Source organism: Rhodomicrobium udaipurense JA643, from assembly GCF_000636015.1.
Classification (GTDB): Bacteria; Pseudomonadota; Alphaproteobacteria; order Rhizobiales; family Rhodomicrobiaceae; genus Rhodomicrobium; species Rhodomicrobium udaipurense.
In genome coordinates, this window is the sequence record NZ_JFZJ01000024.1 from 1 (window position 1) to 16,739 (window position 16,739).

15 protein-coding genes are annotated in these 16,739 nt (G+C 63.0%); 5 read left to right on the forward strand and 10 right to left on the reverse strand.

Annotation, left to right across the window (positions count from 1 at the left end; translation table 11 throughout):
- Positions 1-10: 10 nt before the first annotated feature.
- The 6 genes from truA to T281_RS05725 form a co-directional block, all read right to left on the reverse strand.
- The gene (gene truA, locus T281_RS05700; protein WP_037235564.1) at positions 11-748 is read right to left on the reverse strand and encodes a tRNA pseudouridine(38-40) synthase TruA; all 738 of its coding nucleotides are present in this window, start codon (positions 746-748) and stop codon (positions 11-13) included.
- Between the two features lie 219 nt (positions 749-967).
- The gene (locus T281_RS05705; RefSeq protein ID WP_245269164.1) at positions 968-1,756 is read right to left on the reverse strand and encodes a ribonuclease T2 family protein; all 789 of its coding nucleotides are present in this window, start codon (positions 1,754-1,756) and stop codon (positions 968-970) included.
- Between the two features lie 166 nt (positions 1,757-1,922).
- Complete coding sequence (locus T281_RS05710; protein ID WP_037235566.1) at positions 1,923-3,470, reverse strand: helicase HerA-like domain-containing protein; 1,548 nt, start codon at positions 3,468-3,470, stop codon at positions 1,923-1,925.
- Between the two features lie 267 nt (positions 3,471-3,737).
- Complete coding sequence (locus T281_RS05715; protein WP_037235569.1) at positions 3,738-4,079, reverse strand: hypothetical protein; 342 nt, start codon at positions 4,077-4,079, stop codon at positions 3,738-3,740.
- A 70-nt stretch (positions 4,080-4,149) separates the two neighbouring features.
- Complete coding sequence (locus T281_RS05720) at positions 4,150-6,072, reverse strand: ArnT family glycosyltransferase (protein ID WP_052037106.1); 1,923 nt, start codon at positions 6,070-6,072, stop codon at positions 4,150-4,152.
- Between the two features lie 277 nt (positions 6,073-6,349).
- On the reverse strand, positions 6,350-7,960 hold the full coding sequence (locus tag T281_RS05725) for a phosphoenolpyruvate carboxykinase (RefSeq protein WP_052037108.1): 1,611 nt from the start codon (positions 7,958-7,960) through the stop codon (positions 6,350-6,352).
- Between the two features lie 366 nt (positions 7,961-8,326).
- Between T281_RS05725 and T281_RS05730 the strand changes: the two genes are divergently transcribed.
- The 5 genes from T281_RS05730 (at position 8,327) to T281_RS05750 (ending at position 12,321) form a co-directional block, all read left to right on the forward strand.
- Entirely contained in the window at positions 8,327-9,022 is a 696-nt protein-coding gene (locus tag T281_RS05730) for a response regulator transcription factor (RefSeq protein ID WP_013418339.1), read from the forward strand.
- Positions 9,023-9,130: 108 nt separating this feature from the next.
- On the forward strand, positions 9,131-10,987 hold the full coding sequence (locus T281_RS05735; RefSeq protein ID WP_052037109.1) for a sensor histidine kinase: 1,857 nt from the start codon (positions 9,131-9,133) through the stop codon (positions 10,985-10,987).
- 8 nt (positions 10,988-10,995) lie between these two features.
- Positions 10,996-11,463, forward strand: a complete 468-nt coding sequence (locus T281_RS05740) for an HPr kinase/phosphorylase (RefSeq protein ID WP_037235572.1) — start codon at positions 10,996-10,998, stop codon at positions 11,461-11,463.
- Between the two features lie 103 nt (positions 11,464-11,566).
- Entirely contained in the window at positions 11,567-11,968 is a 402-nt protein-coding gene (locus tag T281_RS05745) for a PTS sugar transporter subunit IIA (RefSeq protein WP_013418336.1), read from the forward strand.
- A gap of 20 nt (positions 11,969-11,988) precedes the next feature.
- Complete coding sequence (locus tag T281_RS05750) at positions 11,989-12,321, forward strand: HPr family phosphocarrier protein (protein ID WP_013418335.1); 333 nt, start codon at positions 11,989-11,991, stop codon at positions 12,319-12,321.
- 202 nt (positions 12,322-12,523) lie between these two features.
- Here T281_RS05750 and pdeM read toward each other — a convergent pair whose 3' ends face one another.
- From pdeM to T281_RS19505, 4 genes are all read right to left on the reverse strand, one after another.
- Positions 12,524-13,276 carry a ligase-associated DNA damage response endonuclease PdeM gene (pdeM, locus tag T281_RS05755; RefSeq protein WP_162173119.1) on the reverse strand — a complete coding sequence of 251 codons (753 nt, stop codon included), beginning with the start codon at positions 13,274-13,276 and terminating at the stop codon, positions 12,524-12,526.
- Between the two features lie 138 nt (positions 13,277-13,414).
- Positions 13,415-14,344, reverse strand: a complete 930-nt coding sequence (locus tag T281_RS05760; RefSeq protein ID WP_052037111.1) for a 4-(cytidine 5'-diphospho)-2-C-methyl-D-erythritol kinase — start codon at positions 14,342-14,344, stop codon at positions 13,415-13,417.
- Positions 14,345-14,577: 233 nt separating this feature from the next.
- A complete protein-coding gene (locus T281_RS05765; RefSeq protein WP_052037113.1) occupies positions 14,578-16,401 on the reverse strand; it encodes a tetratricopeptide repeat protein in 1,824 nt (607 codons plus the stop codon).
- Positions 16,402-16,613: 212 nt separating this feature from the next.
- Complete coding sequence (locus T281_RS19505; RefSeq protein ID WP_013418222.1) at positions 16,614-16,739, reverse strand: hypothetical protein; 126 nt, start codon at positions 16,737-16,739, stop codon at positions 16,614-16,616.

The window sequence follows — 16,739 nt, forward strand, 5'->3', positions numbered from 1 at the left end:
TCGACCCCACTCAATAATCCACAGCCATGAAATACAGACCGCAGGCGGGCGCGACCAAACCGCATGCCCTACGATCGCGCGCCTCAAGTGCCTCACGCATCCTTTCCGGCTTCCACTTCCCTTCGCCCACAAGCTTGAGGCTGCCCGCCATCGAGCGCACTTGATTGTGAAGGAATGATCGCGCGCTCGTGGCGATGAACACGTTTTCGCCTTCGCTCCGGACGGTGAGCGTGTCGAGAGTGCGCAGCGGCGATTTCGCCTGGCATTGTGAGGCGCGGAAGGTTGTGAAGTCGTGATGGCCGAGGAGATGGCGCGCGCCTTCCTGCATGGCTTCGGCATCGAGCGGGACGCCGATCTGCCACGCGCGGTCCCGGTCGAGCGCGAGGGGCGAGCGGCGCGCGACGATGCGATAGAGATAATGCCGCGCCTTGGCTGAAAAGCGGGCGTCGAAGGTCTGGTCCACCTGTTCGCAGGCGAGAATGACCACCGGAGCCGGACGAAGATGAAAATTCAGCGCATTACGAACGGTCTCGGTTGGCCAGGGGCGCTCAAGGTCGACATGCGCCACCTGCCCGCGCGCATGCACGCCAGCATCTGTTCGTCCCGCCCCGCGCGGGATGGCGCGCACGCCAGTGAACCGCTCGATAGCGCGCGCGAGTTGGTCTTGCACCGAATGGCCGTTCGCCTGCATCTGCCAGCCCGAAAACGGCGTCCCGTCATATTCGATTGTAATCTTGTAGCGCGGCATGCTCAGGGCTTAGGCTGGTTCGTAAAAAAGAGAAAGCTGGCGATTGCTGTCACCCGAGTCTCGGCGCATTACAACCGGCGACTCCCCCGGTCAGCGGATCTGACAGAAAGCTGCGGAGCAGGCGGCGATCGGAAAGTTCACCGGAGTTCGACGGGCCTGCCGTTGCAGGCCCATACGTGAACCGAGGCCTCGGCGCTTCTTCCTGGGCCGGCGCGCGCCCTACAACCGGTCGCCGCGCTGCGTAGGCCCGCCCCGCGGACCCTGCCCACCCCCGCGAATCGGCGGCATGGTAACGGTGTCGTAATTGCAGAGTCTGCGGCTTTCCGCACAGGGACGCGGCTGCAAATCCTTGCTCATGCAGACGCGAACTTCCTGCAACCTGTTCCGCGAACAGACGATCTGCACCATGTCTGGCGTCAGGTTGCGGTTCACTTCCAGGAAGGCGCGTCGAACCTCCTCCGGCCCCACGCGCAGCGGCTTGGTCAGATCCTGAAATTCGTCGGGAATGCGGATGCTGTTGTAAGCCTTGCGAGCGGCGGCAAAATATCCGCGCGGGTCCATCCCCGAACATGTGCCGTGCTTCTTGTATTCGTGGATGACAAGTTGACGGCTTGGCATGATATCGAGCATGCGGTCGATGAGTTCGTTCGGAACCCATGGGCGGTAATCCGTCCGGCACGATTCCGGCCAGCCTCGCCGCTCGTATTGCGGCCACAAGCCGTGGAGCACGAATGCATAGGGCCGCGAGCCGTTGCACTGCTCATCGGAGCCACTGCTGCGGCCGTTGCGCCGGTCGTTGAAAAAACGGTATCCGCCTCCGGTATCGGCCTCTTCGTCGTAACGTGAAGACCGGCCGCGATCATTGCCGCTGTCCTCACGCCCCGCGCAGTAGGTCGGCGACCAGTTCAGCGTCAACACATAATAATCGAAGTCGCCCGGCCGCGCGCTGCGGTCGCCTTGCGCATGCGCGCCCCCGATCGCCGCCGCGCACATCGCGATACAAGCCAATCGCAAGGAACTTCTGATCCCCGTAACCATCACCACGCCACCCGAAAAATCACAGAACGAATCATGAACGTAACCACTTCGGCGGCAAAGTCAAGCTGCCGAAGCGCGCATCCGAGAAAACTGGTGATTGTCGCCACGATCCCAAATGAGAAATTGGTAAGGTGGGTTATTTCGGCCTCAGCACGCGCTCAAGAATGCGCCCCGCCGCCGAGCCGAGCGAGCGCAGCAGCGACTTGCCGAACGCCTCGCCGTAGGTCTGGCGACTGTATCCGCCGCCACGCCCGCGCCCCTTCGGCTGCGGTTCGGGCTCGGGATCGTCCTCGCGCGGCAACGGCTCGTCCGGCGACCCGGGCTTCTTCGGGATGCGGAACTCGCCCGCCCATTCGTAGTCGTCATCTTTGCGCGCCTGGCCCGCGCGCGCGTCGTTGCGGCGGCGCGCTTTGCCGCCGTTCGCTGGCGCGGCGCTGGTTTCTTCCTCGTCATATTTTCCGGCGATGGGGCTCGCCTCTATCACGGCCTTGCGCTCTTCCGGCGTGACCGGCCCAAGACGCGACGACGGCGGACGAATCAGCGTCCGCTGCACGATGGACGGCTCGCCCTTGCCCTCAAGGAACGAGACGAGCGCCTCGCCCGTGCCGAGTTCAAGGATCGCCTTCTCGGCGTTGAAAGCCGGGTTCGCGCGGAACGTTTCGGCGGCGGCGCGCACGGCCCTTTGCTCGCGCGGGCTGAAGGCGCGAAGCCCATGCTGCACGCGATTGCCGAGTTGACTCGACACGCGATCCGGCACGTCGAGCGGGTTTTGCGTGATGTAAAAGACGCCGACGCCCTTCGAGCGAATGAGGCGTGTCACCTGCTCGATGCGTTCAAGCAGCGCCTTGGGCGCTTCGTTGAACAGAAGATGCGCCTCGTCAAAGAAGAAGACGAGCTTCGGCTTTTCGATATCGCCAACTTCGGGGAGCTTGTCGAAAAGCTCCGTCATCAGCCAGAGAAGGAACGTCGAGTAAAGACGGGGCGTCGACATCAGCTTATCGGCGGCGAGCACGCTGATGAAACCGCGCCCATCGGGCGCTTGCCGCATGAAGTCTTCGATGTCGAGTTGCGGCTTGCCGAAAAACAGCTCTGCCTTCTGTTCATCCAGCACCAGAAGGCTGCGCTGAATGGCGCCGACTGACGTCTTCGACACATTGCCGTATTGCTGTGACAGCTCCTGCGCGCGCTCCGAGACAAGCGCGATAACGGAGCGCAGATCGCTGAGATCGTTGAGCGGCAGGCCCTCGTCGGAGGCGAGCCGGAACGCGATGGTCAGCACGCCTTCCTGCGTCTCGTTCAGTTCCATGAGCTGCGACAGCAGCATCGGCCCGAGCGAGCCGATGGAGGCGCGGATCGGTGTCCCCTGCTCGCCGAACAAGTCCCAGAAGATCGTCGGGAACGCCTCGAAGGTGTAGTTGTCGAGGTCGATTTCCTTCGCGCGCTTTTCCAGAAACGGCTTCGGCTCGCCTGCTGCCGCGATGCCGGAGAGGTCGCCCTTGATGTCGGCGGCGAAGACCGGGACGCCCGCGCGCGAAAATCCTTCCGCGAGGATTTGCAGCGTCACGGTCTTGCCGGTGCCGGTCGCGCCCGTGATGAGGCCGTGCCGGTTGGCGAATTTGAAATTGAGATATTCCGGCTTAACGCTTTTGCCGGTGAATATGCCGGTGTCGGTGTCTTCGCTCATGCCGTCTCCCGTGCGAGCCTGCCGAATCGATGCCTGAAACCTAAGCATCGGCAGCGCTTTTCGCTATGGGAAAGGCGTAAGGGCCAAGCAGGCACCGGTGCCAGAGGGCTCTGGGCATTGGGGGGTCGGAGAAAGCGAACCGGCACCGGCTCCTGCTTGGAGGGGAAAGGTGCCCCCGTTGGGGGGCGCGGTTGCGTTCGAACAATGGCGGTTTCGTGAAAATTGTAGCGAAGTTTGACGAAGCCCGCCATGTGGGACGAGACGCGATCACTCCCAATCGTCGTAACGCGGAGCCCAGTAGCGATGGTATGAGCCGGGACGATAGTGGCTGCGCGCGCGGCTGTGCCACGGGTCGTCGCCCGCGTAGGAGCCCCAGCGGAAGTGGCTGCGCCAGCGCGACGGATATTCAGCGCGCGAGCCCCAGCGATGATGGCTGCGCCACGTGCTGTGCTCGCACTCGACATAATAATAATAGCTGCAGCCGACCGTCATGAGCGGTTGCGAGGCTGTCGGAGCGGGCGCGGACTGAAGCGGGATGGAAGCGGCGGGGACGGGGTTGAAGGCTGCGGCGGAAAGACAAAGGCATGCGGCGGCAATAAGCGGTTTCATGGAACCTACCCGGAAAAGAACTCGTAAAAATCTTAACCAAATATGAAGATAACAAAAAACGGGCGGAAGATCAAAATTTCGTATCGAACAGCCGCCGCCAGCGCACGACCTCTTTGTCGCGGCATTCGGTTTCGGGGACCGGCACGCAGGCTGGAAGCGCCGCAGCCTCCGGCCGCGCGAAGACGATGAGGCGCGTCGGCCCGCGTCCGTTGATATTGACGCCGTCCACGCAACCGAGGAAGCGCGGCGCCGCTCCGGCCTTATCCTCGAAAACCTTTTCGAAAACGTCGCGCTTGCTGCCGTTGACGAAGGCCAGTCGCGCGGCGCCCGACGCAAGCGCTTCGGCCGAGCCGGGGACGCTGCCGAGGATCGTGCGGGTGCCGTTCATGAAGACGAGGCTCGGCTCGCTGATGCCTCCGAACGCGACGGGCGCTTCTCCGCATCCGGCTAGGCGCTCGGCGGCCGCCGTGGCGCTCTTCGTGATCCAGATCGGCTCCAGCCCCGGCAGCGCTACACGAAACGCCGCTGTGTAGAACAACGCGGCCGAGACCACCGCACCCGCCAACGCCGCGCGGGAATAGCTTCCCCACGCGGACGCAGCCGTGAAAACCGAGGCTGCCGCAAGCGTGACAAGAATGGCGACGAGCAGCGGAAGGTTTTCCGCTTCGGCGATCCATGAAAGCCCGAGTAGCAGCACGATCTGCGCGGTCGCGAGGAAAGACCACAAAACGGCGCTCAGTCGCGCGCGTGACACCCTCTGCGCCGCCTCGCGGAAGGCGAATGCGGCGGCCATGGCGATGGCGGGATACAGCGGCAGGGCATAGTGCGGCAGCTTCGTGGGGATCGCCTCGATGATGAGCCACCACGGCACGATCCACGCCAGCAGGAACAGGACGCGACGCGAAACACGCCTTTGCCGCCACAGCCAAGCAACAGCGCCGCCCGTCGCGAACAGGACGGCGGGCCAGAAGGTCCACCAGAATGCGATAAAGTAGAAGCCGGGCGGCCCCCAGTGCTTTTCCTGACCGCTTGCGAGCTTCCCCGCGAAGTCCTGCCCGAGCGATGCCTTGAAAAACGCGCCGCCAGAGGAGACGCCGATGGCGATGAACCACGGGAGCGTCAGCAGCAGAAGGAGCGGCACGCCCCATTTCCAGTGCAGGTTCTTGAGCCACGCGCGGCGGCTGTCGAAAATCAGCACCACGGCTGCGGTGATGAATGAGAGCGCGGGCGCGACCGGTCCCTTGATGAGGATGCCGACGCCAAGCCCGATCCAGAACAGCGCCGCGAGCCAGCCTGTGCGGGCCGGATCGCGCGCCATATAGAGACGGAACAGCGCGCCTTGGGCCAGCATGATGGCGGCGATGAGCGCCGCGTCAGACTTCGCGATGCGCGCCTCGAACGACATCGTGAGGCAGGTTGCGAACAGCGCCGACGCTACAAGCGCCGTCTCTCGCCCGAAGATGCCCCGTGCCGCCCAAAACGTCAGCAGCACCGCGCCGAGCGCGCCAAGAAACGACGGGATGCGATAGGCCCAGATGTCGGTGAGCGTCGCGCCTGCGCTTTCAGCCGCCGTCACCGCCGCCGATTGCAGCCAGTAGATGCCGACGGGCTTTTTGTAGCGCGTCTCCTGCTGGAAGTGGATGTCGACGAAGTCGCCCGTCTCCAGCATCTGCTTCGTGGCCTGCGCGAAGCGCGCCTCGTCGCGGTCGGTAACGGGAAGTGACGCGATGCCGGGCAGGAAAAGCACGGTGCAAAGGAGCGCGAGCGCAAGCGCGGCCGCATAGCGGCGAAAAGCGAGGGCACGCAATCCGCGCGCGACGGCCGCGTCGACGGCGGCTAGCCGCGAGGCGTCGCTTTCGGCACGGGGAACGCTGACCGGGATCGCTTCCATGCGTTTGCGAAGATCACAGCACGAGGTCGAATCGCGGGCGATCTCGTCCTTTGTTGATGCCTGCGGGAAACGGCTTCCCGCTTTCCAGCCGTGTTGGAGCATTCCGCGTTTTATCGAAAGGCGCTCGCCCCTCGATGTGGCGCGTTTTACAACGCGAGACGGCATTCCGTTTCGCTCGAAAAACGCTTAGGCGGGAACTCGGCCGAAAGCAACGGTGTGGATTGTAACGAAAGCTGGCGAGATGAGGCCGCGCAGGTGTGCTGCAAGCCCCGTACGGCAAACCGCGCGGCGCATCGCGCCCACAAAAAACCCCGCGAAGGCCAAGGCCAGTCGCGGGGCGTGAACTTTTAGGCGAGCGCCAGAGCGGCGCTCGCACCTGTTACTCGGCGGCCTTGAGCGCGGGCGCGATCATGGACACGTCGGCCTCGACGAGCGGCTGGAACTTCTTGAAGTTCTCAGCGAACATCGCGACGAGCTTTTTCGCGGTCGCGTCATATTCGGCCTTGTCGGCCCAGGTTTCGCGCGGATTGAGAATGCGCGTGTCGACACCCGGCGCTTCGGTCGGAACGAGAAGGCCGAACACCGGATCCTGCTCGAACTGGATGGCGTCGAAGCCGCCCGAAAGCGCGAGGTTCACGAGCGCGCGCGTCGCCGGCAGCGACATGCGCTTGCCGACGCCGTATTTTCCGCCCGTCCAACCCGTGTTCACGAGCCAGCAATTGACCTTGTACTCGGCGATGAGCTTGCGCAGCATGTCGCCATAGACGGTGGGATGACGCGACATGAACGGCGCGCCGAAGCAGGTGGAGAACGTCGCGGTCGGCTCCGTCACGCCCTTCTCGGTGCCCGCCACTTTCGCGGTGTAGCCTGAGAGGAAGTGATAGACGGCCTGGCCGGGCGTCAGCTTCGAGATGGGCGGCAGCACGCCGAAAGCGTCCGCCGTGAGCATAAGGATGTTCTTCGGCTGGCCGGCGATGCCTTCAAGGCTCGCGCCGGGAACATAGGAGATGGGATAGGCGCCGCGCGTGTTCTCGGTCAGCGCGTCGCTGGCGTAGTTCGGAGCGTGTGTGTTCTTGTCGAGCACGACATTTTCGAGCACGGCCGCCCACTGAGACACGGCATGATAGATGCCGGGCTCGTTCTCGGCCGAAAGCTTGATGACCTTCGCGTAGCAACCGCCTTCGAAATTGTAGAGGCCCTTCTTCGACCAGCCATGCTCGTCGTCGCCGATGAGGGTGCGCAGCGGATCGGTGGAAAGCGTTGTCTTGCCCGTGCCGGACAGGCCGAAGAATACGGCCGCATCGCCCGCGCTGCCCTCGCTGACGGAGCAGTGCATCGGCAGCACGTCTTCCGGCGGCAGCACGTAGTTGAGGTAGGAGAAGACGGACTTCTTGATTTCGCCCGCATAGGACGTGCCGCCGATAAGGATCAGGCCGCGCGTAAAGTCGCAAGCGATGACCGTTTCACTGCGCACGCCGTGACGCGCCGGATCGGCCTTGAAGCTCGGCAGATCGATGATCGTGAGCTTTGGCGTGAAGGTGCGAAGCTGGTCCGGCGTCGGGTTGATCAGCAGGTGATCGATGAACAGCGCGTGCCAGGCATACTCCGCGAAAACGCGGACCGAAACGCGGTGTGATTCGGAGGCGCCGCCGAACAGATCCTGCACGAAAAGATTTTTCTCGGCTGCGTGAGCCAGAAAATCCTTGTGGAGAACATCGAACTGCTCGGTCGAGATCGCCTTCGAGTTGTCCCACCAGACGGTGCCTTCCGTCTCGGCGTTGCGAACGACGAATTTGTCGGCGGCGGATCGACCGGTATGCAGCCCCGTCACGGTGGCAAATGCGCCCGTGGACGTCACCTGACCTTCGCCGCGGCGAATCGCCTGTTCGTAAAGAGCGGCCACCGACCCGTTATGAAGCAATGCCCGTTGGAGATCTGGCGCCGCCAGTTGATTGCAAGGTGTAGAGGTATCTGAGGAAGGCACTTTCATCTCCAGGGCATGAAGGTTGAATCACAAAGCGAGCGGCTCGCGAAAAAACGTGGGTCAGGATAACACCTGAACGCGCGAACGGTAGCAGCCTGCCGCTCATATGGCTTGTACTTCGCTCAATTTCTCCGCTCCGCAAGCGGTCAAACTAACGCGGGGCGAATCGCTCAAAAAAGCTTGACTGCTACTTTTTGCCAATGACGAGCCGTTAATGACGTTAACGAAACGTTAAATGGAAAATTGACTGAAGCTCCGCAATTCCGCCATCATGGACCGGTGGGTTGGTTGCGCTTTATGTTTTTTTTCTGCATAGAGGTATTTCGGCAACAGAAACTATAATCGGAACCAGAAAGCAACCTTGGATCGCTGATGCCTACAATCGCCCTCGTCGATGACGACCGTAACATCCTGACCTCGCTGCGGATGCTTCTGGAGGCGGAAGGATACAAGATCCTTGCCTATACGGATGGCGTTTCCGCGTTTGACGGAATCACGAACGATCCGCCGGATCTCGCGATTCTGGATATCAAGATGCCGCGCATGGACGGAATGGAGCTTTTGCGCCGCCTGCGTCAGAAAACCGAAATGCCCGTGATTTTCCTCACCTCGAAGGATGAGGAAATCGACGAGCTGTTCGGCCTCAAGATGGGCGCGGACGATTTCATCCGCAAACCGTTCTCCCAGCGCCTCGTGGTCGAGCGTGTCCGCGCTATCCTGCGTCGCAGTGCGCCCCGCGAGGCTCAGGCGCAGGTGGAGGACTCGTCGAAGATCATCGAGCGCGGCAAGCTGAAGCTCGATCCCGAACGCCACACGTGCATATGGGACGGCAAGCAGGTCACGCTCACCGTGACGGAGTTCCTGATCCTTCAGGCGCTCGCGACGCGCCCCGGCGTTGTGAAGAGTCGCGACGCGCTGATGGATGCCGCTTACGACGATCAGGTCTATGTCGACGACCGCACAATCGACAGCCACATCAAGCGCCTCCGAAAGAAGTTCAAGGTTGCCGATAACAATTTCGATGTCATCGAAACGCTGTACGGTGTGGGTTATCGGTTCAAGGAGTAGCGCGCGGCGTTGCAGCCGTTCTGAAAAGATGAGAGTTTGCTCCGGCAACAGGACGCGGCGAGAGAGACGTATTCCCGCCGCGTCAAATCATCCGGACCCGGGTTGAAAATGGTCGATATGTCCCGGTGGTGGGAAGCGACGAGCGTAAGGCGGCCGGGCCGCGCGCTACGCCTGCGTTTGCTGCGCGCCGGGCGGCATCTCTTCAGCCGCTACCGCTTCAACAGCATCACCCGCCGCATCATCGTCATCAACATCATCGGCGTGGCCGTTCTGGTGAGCGGCATCCTGTATCTGAACCAGTATCGCGTGAAGTTCATCGGCACGCGCGTCGAAAACCTCACGACGCAGGCGCAGATCATCGCCACGGCCATCGCGCAGACGAGCAAGAACGGGGGCGACGCCGATGGCTCGCGTGCGGGCGACAGGCTTGCCGTGCCATCCTCGGGGCTTTCCAATCCCGACCTGTCGTTCCGTGTCGATCCGGAGGTGGTCTCGCCGATGCTTCGCGATCTCGTGGGGCCGACGAAGACGCGGGCGCGTGTTTTCGACCCCTACGGCACGCTCATTTCCGACAGTCTGAACCTGTACACGCGCGCGCCCACCAGCCGCGCGGCCGACGGCGGGGCGACGCAGGGCGAGCCCGGCTTGTTCAACACGATATGGGCCTGGCTTCGCGGGCAATTCTGGACATCCGATCTTCCGATCTACAAGGAGTTCGGAGCGGACGGAAAGTCTTACGAGGAGGTGCGCGTTGCGCTCGCGGGCAGTCTCGCGCCGCTCATTCGCGTGACCGAGGCCGGCGACATCGTCATTTCCATCGCCGTGCCGATCCAGCGCGATTCCGCCACGCTCGGCGCGCTCCTGCTGACGGCGCAGGGCGGCGACATCGACGACATGATCGCCCGCGACCGGCTTCAGATCGTCGAGGTGGCGGCGCTCGTCGCCTTCGTGACGGCGATCCTGTCGCTGCTCCTCGCCAGCACCATCGCCGAGCCGATGCGCCGCCTCGCCGTCGCGGCCGAGCGCGTCCGCCGCAACATCAAGAACCGCGAGCAGATCCCCGACTTCAGCGACCGCCCGGACGAGATCGGCCATCTGTCGCGCGCCTTCCGCGACATGACGAACGCGCTTTACTCCCGGCTCGACGCGATCGAGAGCTTCGCCGCGGACGTCTCGCACGAGCTGAAAAATCCGCTGACCTCGCTCAGAAACGCGGCAAGCCTTCTGCCGAGGGTGAAAAACGACGAAGATCGCGACAAGCTCGTCGAGATCATCAAGCACGATGTGCGCCGTCTCGACCGCCTCATCACCGACATTTCCGACGCCTCCCGGCTCGATGCGGAACTCGCGCGCGAGATGGCGAAGCCCGTCGATCTGGCCAAGCTGCTCAAAATGCTGTGCGAAATTCAGCGGGAGGTTCGACGGGAAAGCGGCATCGGCATCGTGCTCAACGTCGAGGGATGCGTGACCGAAGAGGACTTCGCCGAGACCCGCCGCTTCATCGCGAACGGCAACGACAGCCGCTTGAGCCAGGTGATCGCGAACCTTCTCGACAACGCAATTTCCTTCTCGCCGAAGAAGGGCTCGATTTATGTCAGCGCGCGTCGGCTACCGAAAAAGGACGAGATCGAGATCAGTGTCGAGGACGAGGGCCCCGGCATCCGCGACGAGAACCTCGAAAAGATCTTCGAGCGCTTCTACACCGACCGACCCGAATCGTTCGGGCAAAATTCCGGACTCGGACTCAACATCTCGCAGCAGATCGTGAAGGCCCATGGCGGGCATATCTGGGCGGAGAACCGGACATCGCCAAAGCCGCTCAACCCGAACAGGCCGGCATGGGGCGGCGCTGCAGCGCGAACTCCGGTCCCGACGCGGGAGGAGGCTTTCGCCTGCGGGGTCAAGGAACGCTACAGCTGGGGGGCGCGCGTGGTGATCCGCCTGCCCGCCTGCCCGCTCGGATGAGGCGCGCTATGGATGGGATCGTCGTTCACGGGACATGCGTTGCGCTCGGCGGAGCCGCGGCGCTCCTTCGCGGCGACTCAGGCGCGGGCAAATCGGACCTCGCGCTTCGTTTCCTGTTTCTGCCGAAGGACACGCTCGGCGCTCAGCCCCGGTTCGTCGCCGACGATGGCGCGCGTCTTCGTCGCACCGACGCGGGAATCCGCGTGACCTGCCCCGACACCATTACGGGGAAGATCGAAGTGCGCACCCTCGGCATCGCCAATCTCCCGCCGCCCTGGATCGAAGGAGACGCGCATCTGCGGCTTCTCGTCGACCTCGCCGCCAGAAGCGAACTGCCGCGCTTTCCCGATACAATCGAATGGGAGGACGTGCTGGGCGTCCGCATACGCCGGATTGCGCTCGACCCGTTTGAATCATCCGCGCCGATGAAACTCGCGCTTGCAATGCTAGGGCGCTTCGACGGGGATGGTGGATAACGCTTTTGTCCCACTTTGGAATATATATAGAGCTTGAACGTTAAATCGTTGCGCTTCACAATGAAGCGACTGGGTATAGACCGCGCGAGCCTCCGGAAAATCGATGATTGGCCTTGTGATTGTAACGCACGGCAACTTGGCAAGGGAATTTGTCTCCGCGCTTGAGCATGTGGTCGGGCCGCAGCAGCAGACCGCGACGATTTCGATCGCGCCCAACGACGATATGGAAGAACGCAGGAATGCGATCCTCGCCGCTGCCAAAAAGGTCGAGAGCGGAGATGGCGTCATCATCCTGACCGACATGTTCGGCGGAACGCCGTCCAACCTCGCGATTTCGGTGATGGAAGCAGGTTCTGTCGAGGTGATCGCGGGCGTGAACCTTCCGATGCTCGTCAAGCTTGCGCGAATTCGTGAAGAAGTTGCACTTGCGGACGCGCTCAAACAGGCGCAGGAAGCCGGTCGAAAGTATATTCACGTCGCGAGCCTTGTGCTCAACGCGCAGTAAGCACCTGGAATCGGCCTCGCATGACAATGCCAAAGACCTCGGCACGGCAAAAACCGCGAACTCTCGGTGCGGACGGCATCTATCAGTGCCTTGCCGAGGTGACCATCGTGAACAAGCGTGGGCTCCACGCTCGCGCCTCGGCTGCCTTCGTGAAAGCGGCCGAAAAATTCGACGCCGAGGTGACAGTCCTCAAGGACGATCAGAAAGTGTGCGGCAGTTCGATCATGGGGCTGATGATGCTGGGCGCCGGTCCGGGCACGATTCTTTCCATCGAGACGGAAGGGCCTGAGGCCGAAGAGGCGCTCGAAGCCCTCACCGCGCTGATCGAGGCTGGCTTCCACGAGACGGACTGATCGCCTGAGGCGAGCGTGACGGCGCGAAGCGCACGCTATCCGTCGCATTGCGGGCGAGGGCGAGGCTGGCATTCGCGGCCGTCCTACGGGATCCTAGCCATTCATCCGAAACGTTTGTACACTGCTCGATCGTGCCAGCGGAAAAATTCCAGCGCGCTGAAAACCGGGTTGCTTAGGTTATCCCAAAACGACGGTTCCGCGCTCACGCCACGCGCCAGACTTTCCCGCCATGCAGCATGAACAGGCGCGGCTCAGTTCTGTGTAGCGCGCGCAGAACTGGTGCCGAGCAGGATAACCCGCCAGTGTAAGCACCGAAGGCAGGCAGAATCATCAGATCGTCGGACGCGCAGAAGCACGGCCCGGAAAGGCCGTAGCCGCCCTTGAGACGCGCCTTCGGATGGAAATGCCCGACGATTTCGGGCGTAGCGCGTTCCGTGCCCGGCTTGTGGTCTTTGCCCGGCTCATGGCGCAATATGATGCCGTCAAGGCGAAGTTCCGGCAGTCGCGCGCCTTCGCAGAAGTCCGGCGCGTGCGGATCATGGTTGCCGCCAATCCAGATCCATTCCTCCGCCAGCGCGCAGAGCGAGGCCAGCGCCTCGCGGTCCGCCTCAGCCATGCGTGAGCCCGCCGCGCCGTCGTGAAAGCTGTCGCCGAGGCAGACGACGCACCGGGGACGCCACGCCTCGACCGCGCGCCGGAGCCGGGCAAGCGTGTCGTGGCTGTCGAGCGCAGGCACGAGGCGACCACGCGCGGCAGCGCCCGATCCTTTTTCGAGATGGAGGTCGGAAACGATCAGCATCGCATGATCGGGCAGATACGCAGCGCCGGAGCCATCGACGACGACCGCAAGCCCGGCGAAACGAATCAGGACCGATGACCGCCCTGCCCCGCCCGGCGGGTTCTCAGGCCGGGCGGCTAGGCCGTCTGGCTGTGTTTTCGTCTGCGGGCCTCGCAAAGGGTGCCTCACTCGGAGCCGGATACGATCACCGATCGGCTGCGGTGCAACCTAACTCGGACGGCTCTCTTGCCGCAAAAGTGGACGCCAAAGTTGAGCGCCGCGACTCGCCTTCGCGCGATAGGCGAACGCCAGCGCCTACGCCAGAATTGTCGCCGCGACCCACCAGTTCGGGTGAGCGGCCGCCAGCGCGCCAGCCGCCGTCTTCGCCTTTTCAGCCGTAGCGAACACACCGAAGCACGTCGGCCCGCTGCCCGACAGGCGCGAGAGCACGCAGCCGTCGAGCGATCGCACGGTATCGAGCACCCGCGCTACCTGCGGCTCCAGCGCGACCGCCGGGCCTTCGAGGTCGTTGCGGCCATGGGCGAGGCACGCGGCCGCGCTTTCGGGCGAATCCCAATCCGTCGATACCGAGAACGGGGCGTTTTCCGCACCCGGCTCCAGGGGCTTGGCCGCAAGTGTGCGGAAAACATCGGCGGTGGATAGCTTTATGCGCGGATTGACGAGGATCGCAGGCAGCGGCGCGAGGCGCGTCACCGGCGTGATTCGTTCGCCCAACCCGCACATCCATGCCGCCCGACCGTAAAGGCACACGGGTACGTCCGCGCCGATCTCCTTGCTCGCTTCGATGAACTCATGGGCTTTGCGGTTCTCGCCGTAGATCGCAACGAGCGCGCGTATTGTCGCGGCCGCGTCCGACGATCCGCCGCCGAGGCCCGCCGCGACGGGGATGTTCTTGAGCAGCCGGAAATGGCCGTGAATGTCCATGTCGAACCATTCAGCGACCGCGCGCTTGGCCTTCAGGATGAGGTTGTCGCCTTCGAGAAGCGGCGCGAAAGCACCGTCGATCTCCAAACGGTCGTCGATATCCGGGCTGAATTCCAGCTCGTCGGCCACGTCGTTGGCGAACACAACGAGGCTTTCAAGCTCGTGGTAGCCGTCCGGGCGCTTGCCCTTGACGTGAAGCGTCAAGTTAACCTTCGCGCGGGCGCGCTCCCGGATCGTCACAGGCCAGGTATCCTCATGGGCGGTAGCCTGGATGATGTCGGCTTCGGAAGAGTGAGTCATGGCAACCTTGGCTTACTCTGCGGATGTCGTGGGCTTCAGCGACTGTGTCTTGCGGTGTTCGTTTGATGGCGGCTTCACACGCTCCGCCACCGCCAGCAATGCCCGACTACTCGGGCGCGCCGCCGCCGGAAACCGCTAGACACAACGCTGGCATTCCATGTCTAAGCGGCCTCGCCGCGATTGTCGACTCCGGCGAGCGCGAGGCGCACCGTGCCGCATCCAAGGCTTTCGCCTTATGGGTTTGCCGTAGCCTGAGGTTGCGGCTCGGGCGCTACTGCGGGGACCGCCTCCGGCTGCGTCTGCAACTCGGCGTGCGCCCCCGCTTCGTCGGGAAGCCCGGCTTCGAGCTTCTTCTTGATCTTGACCACGTCGTCCGGCTCGGGATTGAGGCTCAATGCCTGCGTCCATTGGAACTTAGCTTCGAGCTTGCGCCCAAGCCGCCAGTAAACATCGCCGAGATGATCGTTCAGCGTCGGGTCTTCGGGCCGAAGCTCCACCGCCTTGTCGAGATGCTTCACCGCCTGCACGTAGTCCTTCTGGATATAGTAGCCCCAGCCGAGACTATCGATGATGTAGCCGTCGTTCGGCTTCAGGCGGACCGCCTTCTTGATAAGGTCGAACGCCTCGGGAATGTTGATGTTCTGGTCGAGCCAGGAATAGCCGAGGTAATTGAGCACCGCGCCCTGCTCGGGATCGAGATCGAGCGCCCGCTTGAAATCGGCCTCCGCCTTGGCCCATTGCTTGGTGCGCTCATAGGCGATGCCGCGCTGATAGAACAGCGTCCAATGGCGCTTTTCCGGCTCGCCGACCAGCTCGATCACGCGCGTGTAATAGGGGATCGCTGCGTCATAGCGCTTCGCGGCGCTGTCGATGGAGGCCAGCGTCTGAAGAACGGACTCTTCCTTCGGGTGCTTTTCGGAAAGCGCCGTCAGCAGAGCCGTCGCTTCGTCAGTCTTTTGCAAAGCGTTGAGATAGAGCGCCTTGCGAACCTGCGCGTTCAGCCGGAACGGCGACGCCTCGCGGATCGCATCGAGAACCGACACGGCCTTATGGTACTGTTCGAGATTGCCGTAGATTTCAGCCAGTTCAAGCTTGGCGATGTCCGAGGCCGGGTTGAGGTACAGCGCGAGGCGGAGATATATTTGCGCGGCATCGACGCCATTGTTCGACGCCAGCACCTGCCCGATACCGAGGAATGTTTCGGCAAGCCCCTCATCCACGGTCGAAACCATGAGCTTCGGCGTCTTGCCGGCCTTCAGGTCCGCCATCAGCGCCGAGCCGAGCGGCGTATCCTCGGCGCCGCTTTCCTTCAGCACGGCGAGCGCCTGCTGCTTATCACCCCACACCGCGAGGTGGCGGGCATAGCCCTCCGCGATGCGCATGTTTGTCGGCTTCTTCTCGTAAACCGCCTTATATGCTTCGGTCGCCGCAGCCTTCTTTTTCGCCACATCCGCGACGAAGGCGCGCTGCACGGTTTCGAAATGCGTGGCCCAGGCCGCCTTGCTCGGCTCGGAGAGCGTCGCGATGGCGCGGTCGGACTGGCCCTGCGCCACCGCGACCCAGGCGCGGGCGAGCTTCATCGTCGGCTCTTCGGGCGATGTGCCTTTCGCGGCCAGGCGGAAATACTCGTCGGCTTTCGCGTAATCCTTGCGCTTGAACGCGTCGAGGCCAAGAAAATCGTAGGCGATGGCCGCCTCGCCCGGACGCTTGATGAGCCGAAGCGCGAGCGTCTTCGCCGATGCGAACTCGCCCGAGGCCAGTTCGAGCTGGAACGCATCGTCAAGGATATCGGAATTCGCCGGGTCTTTCTGGAGCGCGCGCCGGTAGTACAGCGCCGCGTTTTCGCTGTCGCGGGCGGACCGCGCCACATGCCCCGCCAGATAGCTTCCGAGGAGCGAATTGCTGCCGAAGCTCTCTGACCGGACCGGGGCCTTGCTCTGGTTCGGCGCCGCGCGCGCATCGGCCGGGTACGCCAACAGAACGGCGAGGCAGGTAGCCAGCAGCGCACGCGACGCATCGCGCAGCGAGATCCGGCGAACGATATCCGATTTCAGCATGTCAGATGCCTGCAATGTCGTGTCCTGGCGTTTTGGCTATGAGCGGCTTCGTCGGTTCGGCGGGCTCGATCTGGCCGATTTGGGACAAGGTTTCTCAATGGGTGTCGAAACGCAACCCTCGAAGCATGACTTTCGATGAGGGGTTTCGAGGTCGGCCCTCAAAATCGGTTTATAATGAGACGGAATAACGGCACCGGGCGCGGTCCATAGCGCTATTCGCCCTTCGGCGGCGGCTTTTCCTCACGGGATTTTCGCAACGCCCGCCGCGTCTTGATGAGTTCATAGACCGCGAAGGCGAGAACGCCGAGAACCAGAAGAAGCTCCGCTTCCACTCCCAT

Coding starts and splice junctions, on each gene's coding strand:
- truA (WP_037235564.1), bottom strand. CDS start 748: ATGCCGCGCTACAAGATTACAATCGAATATGACGGGACGCCGTTTTCG.
- T281_RS05710 (WP_037235566.1), bottom strand. CDS start 3,470: ATGAGCGAAGACACCGACACCGGCATATTCACCGGCAAAAGCGTTAAG.
- T281_RS05715 (WP_037235569.1), bottom strand. CDS start 4,079: ATGAAACCGCTTATTGCCGCCGCATGCCTTTGTCTTTCCGCCGCAGCC.
- T281_RS05720 (WP_052037106.1), bottom strand. CDS start 6,072: ATGCTCCAACACGGCTGGAAAGCGGGAAGCCGTTTCCCGCAGGCATCA.
- T281_RS05725 (WP_052037108.1), bottom strand. CDS start 7,960: ATGAAAGTGCCTTCCTCAGATACCTCTACACCTTGCAATCAACTGGCG.
- T281_RS05730 (WP_013418339.1), top strand. CDS start 8,327: ATGCCTACAATCGCCCTCGTCGATGACGACCGTAACATCCTGACCTCG.
- T281_RS05735 (WP_052037109.1), top strand. CDS start 9,131: ATGGTCGATATGTCCCGGTGGTGGGAAGCGACGAGCGTAAGGCGGCCG.
- T281_RS05740 (WP_037235572.1), top strand. CDS start 10,996: ATGGATGGGATCGTCGTTCACGGGACATGCGTTGCGCTCGGCGGAGCC.
- T281_RS05745 (WP_013418336.1), top strand. CDS start 11,567: ATGATTGGCCTTGTGATTGTAACGCACGGCAACTTGGCAAGGGAATTT.
- T281_RS05750 (WP_013418335.1), top strand. CDS start 11,989: ATGACAATGCCAAAGACCTCGGCACGGCAAAAACCGCGAACTCTCGGT.
- T281_RS05760 (WP_052037111.1), bottom strand. CDS start 14,344: ATGACTCACTCTTCCGAAGCCGACATCATCCAGGCTACCGCCCATGAG.
- T281_RS05765 (WP_052037113.1), bottom strand. CDS start 16,401: ATGCTGAAATCGGATATCGTTCGCCGGATCTCGCTGCGCGATGCGTCG.
- T281_RS19505 (WP_013418222.1), bottom strand. CDS start 16,739: ATGGGAGTGGAAGCGGAGCTTCTTCTGGTTCTCGGCGTTCTCGCCTTC.